Origin of the sequence: Microbacterium sp. CPCC 204701 (assembly GCF_004010105.1) — a bacterium.
Taxonomy (GTDB): Bacteria; Actinomycetota; Actinomycetes; order Actinomycetales; family Microbacteriaceae; genus Microbacterium.
In genome coordinates, this window is record NZ_RRYE01000169.1 from 1 (window position 1) to 6,311 (window position 6,311).

Annotated in this window: 3 protein-coding genes; 1 reads left to right on the plus strand and 2 read right to left on the minus strand. The window is 70.3% G+C overall.

Annotated elements, in window-relative coordinates; genetic code table 11:
- Together EIO58_RS10840 and EIO58_RS10845 are read right to left on the minus strand one after the other, a co-directional pair.
- Positions 1 to 3,168, minus strand: a 3,168-nt coding sequence (locus tag EIO58_RS10840; RefSeq protein ID WP_164861639.1) for a lamin tail domain-containing protein, incomplete at its 3' end; no start/stop codon positions are given.
- A 201-nt stretch (positions 3,169 to 3,369) separates the two neighbouring features.
- Complete coding sequence (locus EIO58_RS10845; protein ID WP_127819556.1) at positions 3,370 to 5,706, minus strand: glycoside hydrolase family 3 C-terminal domain-containing protein; 2,337 nt, start codon at positions 5,704 to 5,706, stop codon at positions 3,370 to 3,372.
- A gap of 119 nt (positions 5,707 to 5,825) precedes the next feature.
- Between EIO58_RS10845 and EIO58_RS10850 the strand changes: the two genes are divergently transcribed.
- Positions 5,826 to 6,311, plus strand: a 486-nt coding sequence (locus EIO58_RS10850; RefSeq protein ID WP_127819557.1) for a TetR/AcrR family transcriptional regulator, incomplete at its 3' end; no start/stop codon positions are given.

Here is a 6,311-nt window from a genome sequence, read left to right on the forward strand (position 1 = left end):
GGTCGGGGTCGGGGTGGGAGTCGGGGTCGGCGTGGGGGTCGGCGTCGGCTCGCCCGGCCCGCCGGTCACCGGACACGGCAGCGTGCCCGCACGCAGCGAGTGGCCACCGGTGTCGCCGTCGTCGGTCCAGACGACCTCCTGGAAGCCGTCGGCGCACGTCGATGCGGGAGCGATCGCCATCCCCTCGTTGTTGAGGTTCGGCATCCCCGCGGGGCGGGAGTACGAGTGCGCGACCTCGAAGTCGCCGTCGACGACTTCCAGCAGGTTGTAGACGCCGCCGCAGCCGTCGTCGCACAGCGCCCACAGCGCCTCGCGGTCGGCGTCGTACGCGACGTCCATCGACCACGGGAAGCCCGAGCGCTCCACCTTCACCTCGACGGGTGCCGCGCCCAGTCGCAGCGAGAAGAAGTGCAGGGCTCCCGTCCCCTCGACCGCCGTCACGAAGAGGCCGGGCGTCGAACGGTCGCCGGCACGGTATGCCGCCCCGTCGACCTTCCACCCGGACTCGACGAGGAACTGGTCGGGCACGTAGGTGATGCCCTCGAGGCCGAGGTTCGTGCCCGTCGACACGAATCCGTTCACGTCCCACTCGTGCGTGGCCACGAGCTCGGTCGTCCCTGTGGTCACGGCGCTCACGTCGAATCGCGCGACCTTGTTGTGTGACGTGCTCTTGGCGCGTGCGTTGTCGCGCTCCGACGTGATGTACGCAGCGCCGTCCGGTCCGATCGTGACGCCCTCGGAGTCCAGCTCACCGCCGCCGTCGGCGAAGCGCAGCGGGATGCCGCCTTCCCACTCCGGGAACGACTCGTACACGCCGCCGACCTTGTGCATCTTGAACAGGCGGCCCTTGTTCATCGCGACCCACAGGATGCTCGGGTCGGAGGGGTCGAAGGCCGCGCCCGACACGTCACCCTCGTCGTTGGCGTCGAGGTCGGTGAAGGCGTCCACAGCGTCGGCGATCGTGATCTCGGAGGAGCCCGGCCAGGTCTCGGTCTCGAGGCCGGGGCACGCGTTCGCCGCGCCCCAGGTCGCCGTCGGGGTCTCGACGTACGACACCGTGCCGAACAGCTCGCAGCGGCTGTACGACGCGTGACCGTCCTCGTACCAGGTGTGGCCGACGGTGCTGGCGCCGTCGTCGTCCCGGCGAATCGTCAGCGAGTCGACGCTGTCGAGACCCTCGATGTCGTCGGCGACGTAGAACCGGCCGGCGGCGACCACGGTGTCGGCGGGGATCGCGTGGACCACTGTCTCGTCGGAATCGAGCAGCTCCCAGCCGGAGAGATCGACCGGCTCGGCGCCGGTGTTGAGCAGCTCGGCCTTGCCGGCCACGTTCGAGACCTCGTTCAGGACGATCGCGGTGTCGAGCGGGCGGAACCGCGTCTCGCACGACTCGGTGTTGTCACGCCCGAAGCTGCTCTCGGTGACGGACCAGAAGTCGCCGGATCCATCGGGGCATGCGGCGGACGACAGTGCGTCCGACGCGAAGGTGTCGGACACCCCCGCCGCGCCGTCGCCGTACACCTGTACGTCGACGAGCTGTCGGGACGCCGCATCGGCACCCGGACCGTAGACCTTGACGGCGTCGCCTTCTCCGGAGAGGCCCTTCTTCGACGAGAACGCGACGTAGCCGCCGGCCGGGATGACCCAGGAGCCCGCCGCTTCGAGCGAGTCGCCGTCCCACACCCTGAGGTCGGCGAGGGTCAGCGCCGATGCACCCGTGGCCGCGCCGCTGTCGGTCTGGTACCAGCCCTCGATCGTGACGTCGTTCGTGCCCGTGTTGACCAGCTCGACCGCGTCGCCGAAGCCGGGGTTGCCGGCATCGTCGTCGTTGAGCGACGAGATCTCGTTGATCTCGATGTCGTCCCAGTGCGGGTCGAGCGCGGGCGGCGGCGTGACCGTGCAGTCGTTGGCCTCGCCCGGCGTGGGCGTCGTGGTGCGGAAGGCGCCGATGCCGTCGGCGCAGCGCCCCCACGACGAGGCGTGAGTGTCGGCGGGCCAGGTGGTCGTGTCGACGAGCGTCGTGGCGTCGGGGAGGTAGAGGTTGGCCTCGTCGCCCTTGCCGAGCCCGGCGGCGGTGTAGTCGACCTTGACGAACCCTCCCGGCTGGATCGCGCTCTCCGCCACGATCGCCTGGAGGTGAGCCGGGTCGGTCGTGCGCGCGTTGTCGGAGAGCAGCCAGCCCGAGATGTCGACGGCCGTGCTGCCGATGTTGGTCAGCTCGATCCAGTCCTCGGGGTCGGAGCTGACCTCGTTGATCTTGATCTGGGCGACACCAGGAACCATCGGGCAGTCGTTGACGGCGCCGGGCGTCGCCGAGGTTGTCATGACGAAGCCGCCGGTGCCCTCGGGGCAGCGGCCCCACGACGGCGACGCGTGGGTGTCGGCCGGCCACGTCGTCGTGTCGACCTCGGTGCCGTCCGGCAGCGCGATCGTCATCGAGTCACCCTTGCCGAGGCCGAAGCCACCGGTCGGGAACTCCGTCGCGTCGTCAGGGTGGAAGACGAAGTGCTCGCCCGGCTCGATCAGAGTGGGCGTGTCCGCCAGCACCAGGGGCGTGTGGGTCGCGTCGCCGTCCACGGCCGTCCATCCGTCGATGTCGATCGCGACCGAGCCGATGTTGACCAGCTCGACGAAGTCGACGCCGTTGGAGAACACCTCGTTGATGCGGATCTCGTCGAGACCAGGCGTCGGGCAGGCGTTCACGGCACCCTTGGTCGGCGTCATCGCGACGACGCCGGTATAGGGCGCCGGGCAGACACCCATCGACGAGGCGTGGACTCCGGCCGGCCATGTGGCGGTGTCGACGAGCGACGCGGTGCCGGCGTCGAACGCGGCCTTGCCGCCCTGGTACACCGACACGCTGTCGCCCTTGCCGAAGCCGACCGACGAGTCGATCGCGAGCACCCCGTTCGCCGGGACGACGCCAGTGAGCTCGACCCAGTGCGTCGGATCGTCGGTGCCGCTGTCGACGAACCACATCCCCGCCAGGTCGATGTCGGCAGCCGTCGGGTTGGCCAGCTCGAACCAGTCCTCCGGGTCGGAGCTGACTTCGTTGATGACGAGATCGGTCACCGCGGCCGAAGCCGGCGCGGCGGTGAGGACGGTGAGGGGGACGAAGCCGACGATCGCGGCCAGGGCGGCGGCGAGCGCACGACGATGATTGGGCACGAGGAGACTCCTTGCGAGGCATGCCGGTCCCCAGACCGGCATCCGAACGGGTGGCTGGATCCTCACAGCGTCTGGCGAACGACAGGTGAACGGCACGGGAACGCTCTCCCCGCAGGTCTCCGCGCCGCCACCGGCGCGACAGACGGATGCCCCCGCCCGGCGACTTCGCGTGCGCCGAGCCGGGGCATCCGTCGCCGTCGGCTACTGCTGCGGCGCGCCGCCCGCGTTGCCCATCGCGATCAGGCCGTCGATCATCTCGGGGTTGATCGAGCCTCCGGAGTCGGCGGCGGCGAACATGCCCGCCCGGCCGATCGGAAACGCCTCGAGCATCTTCGTGACCTCGACACCCTCGGGCATGACGCTCGCGACGCCGTCCATGCCGCCCATCATCTGGGCGATCGCCGCCTGCACCATCCCGCCGACGACGGGGTGGGCCATCACCTCGGCGATCGAGGAGCTGCGCGACAGCGGAAGCGTGAACTCGTCGCCTTCGATCTCGACCTGGACGCTCGAGCGGATGTCGCGGCTCGATGCCGCGACATCGACGACGTACGAGCCGCCTTCGACGAGCCACCGGTCGACGCGGATGTCCCAGTGGGCGAGGTCTCCGCGACGCACGGTGAGGACCACCTCGCGGGTCTCGCCCGGCTCGAGCGCGACAGACGCGAAGGCCTTGAGCTCGCGCACCGGGCGCTGCACCGTTCCCCCCGGAAGCGACGTGTACACCTGCACGACCTCGCGTCCCGCACGGTCGCCGGTATTGGTGACGGCCACGGTCACCTCGACATCGCCGCCCGCGTTCACGGCGGCCGAGGCATCTCCGTAGGCGAAGGTGGTATACGACAGTCCATGCCCGAACGGGAATGCGACCTCGATGCGGCGCGCGTCGTACCAGCGGTAGCCGACGAACAGGCCCTCGCCGTAGCGGACGTGCGAGAACTCCCCAGGAAAGTCGAGATACGCGGGGGTGTCTTCCAGTCGCAGCGGGATCGTCTCGGTGAGCTTCGCCGACGGGTTGACGTCGCCGAACAGCACGTCCGCGATGGCGCCGCCGCCGGCCTGACCGAGCAGCCACGCCTCGACGATCGCCGGCACTCGGTCGGCGAACGGCAGGGCGACGACGCCGCCGTTCGAGAGCACCACGACGGTGTACGGGTTCGCCGCGACCACCGCGTCCAGCAGCGCGAGCTGCGCGGCAGGCAGGTCGATGTCGTCTCGGTCGTAGCCCTCCGACTCGAGGCGCGCCGGCAAGCCCAGGAACACCACGGCGACGTCGGCGACGGATGCCGCGGCCGCCGCCTCGTCGCGCAGCGCCGCGGTCTCTTCGGCCGAGACCTCGAGGGCGTTGCTGAAGCCGCGGGCGTAGGCGACCTCGCCCGTGGCCAGAGCGCGGATCTCGTCGAGCGCGTTGTCGAGGCGCGTCGGCCGGATCAGCGACGACCCCGCCCCTTGGTACCTGGGCTGCTCGGCGAACTCGCCGATGACGGCGAGCCTGGCGTCTTTCGCGAGTGGCAGGATCGGCGCCTGCGCCTCGCCCTGCACCCGCGCCTCATTCGGGGCCTCGTTCTTCAGGAGCACGATCGAGCGGCCGGCGGCCTCGCGCGCGAGCGCGTGGTGCGCGTCGACATCGAGCGGTCCGTGCACGGCGCCCGCGCCCTCCGTCGCCTTGCGCACGAGGTCGAGCACGCGGCCGGCGGCGACATCCAGCACCTGCTCGTCGAGCGAGCCGTCCTGCACCGCGGCGACGATCTGCGCGTCGGTGACGCCGTTCGACGAGGGCATCTCGAGGTCCATGCCCGCCGCCAGCCCCGGCACGCGCTCACTGACGGCGCCCCAGTCCGAGATGACCAGGCCCTCGAAGCCCCACTCGTCGCGCAGCACCTGCGTCAGCAGCCACGGGTCCTCCGACGCGTACACGCCGTTGATGCGGTTGTACGAGCACATGACGGTCCACGGCTGCGCGTCCTCGACCACCCGCTGGAATCCGCGCAGGTAGATCTCGCGCAGCGGGCGGGGGTCGACGTCGCTCGAGGCACGCATGCGGTCGTGCTCCTGGTTGTTGGCGGCGAAGTGCTTGAGCGACGTGCCCACGCCCTTCGACTGGACACCCTCGACCATCGCCGTGCCCAGCACGCCCGAGACGATCGGGTCCTCCGAGAGGTACTCGAAGTTGCGGCCGCACAGCGGCGAGCGCTTGATGTTGATGCCGGGGCCGAGCAGCACGGCCACGTTCTCGAGGGAAGCCTCGATGCCGAGCGCCTCGCCGACGCGGTGCACGAGGTCGACGTCCCATGACGAGCCGAGCCCGACCGCGGGCGGGAAGCAGGTGGCCGGGACGCTGTCGCCGAGACCGAGGTGGTCGCCGCCCTCGCGCTGCTTGCGCAGACCGTGCGGGCCGTCGGTCACCATGATCGCCGGCACCCCCACGCGATCAATCGGCTTGGTGTACCAGAAGCTCGCGCCGCTGGTGAGCGACGCCTTCTCTTCGAGGGTGAGTTCGGCGACGGATGCCGCGGCCGAGGTCGTGGGTTCTGTCATGCGGAGACGATCCTTCCGGGTGGATGACGGCCGCTTCCGCGGCTCGCCGTCGAGCTCGCTAGAAAACCATACGTCACTTGGTATTGAATCATCAAGCGTCACTCGGGTTTACTGGTCGCATGGCACAACGCCGCACCGGCACACGCGGCTCGTACGCGAAGGGCATCGCCAAGCGCGAAGAGATCCTCGGACGCGCCCTCGACGTGATCGCCAGTGAGGGCTACAGCGGAGCATCCGTGAAGGAGCTGGCTGATGCCGTGGGCCTGAGCCAGGCGGGACTCCTCCACTACTTCGACAGCAAGGAGGAGCTCTTCACCGAGATCCTCCGCAAACGCGACGAGCTCGACGTTGCCGCGTTCGGCGCCGGCACTGCAGAGGCGCCGGCGATCGAGGACGTGCGCGACGGCTATCTCCGCATCGTCGCGCACAACGCCGACGTGCCCGGTCTCGTGCAGCTGTACGCGCGACTGTCGGTCGCGGCGGCCGACCCGGGGCATCCCGCGCACGCGTTCTTCGCCGACCGCGGCCGCGCGCTGCGCACGGTCTTCGCCGGCGCGATCGCCCGCGCGCAGGCTGCGGGCACCGTCACCGACCGCGCTGACCCC

What these genes read in the sequence shown, in the direction of transcription:
- EIO58_RS10845 (WP_127819556.1), bottom strand. Translation starts at nt 5,706, where the DNA reads ATGACAGAACCCACGACCTCGGCCGCGGCATCCGTCGCCGAACTCACC.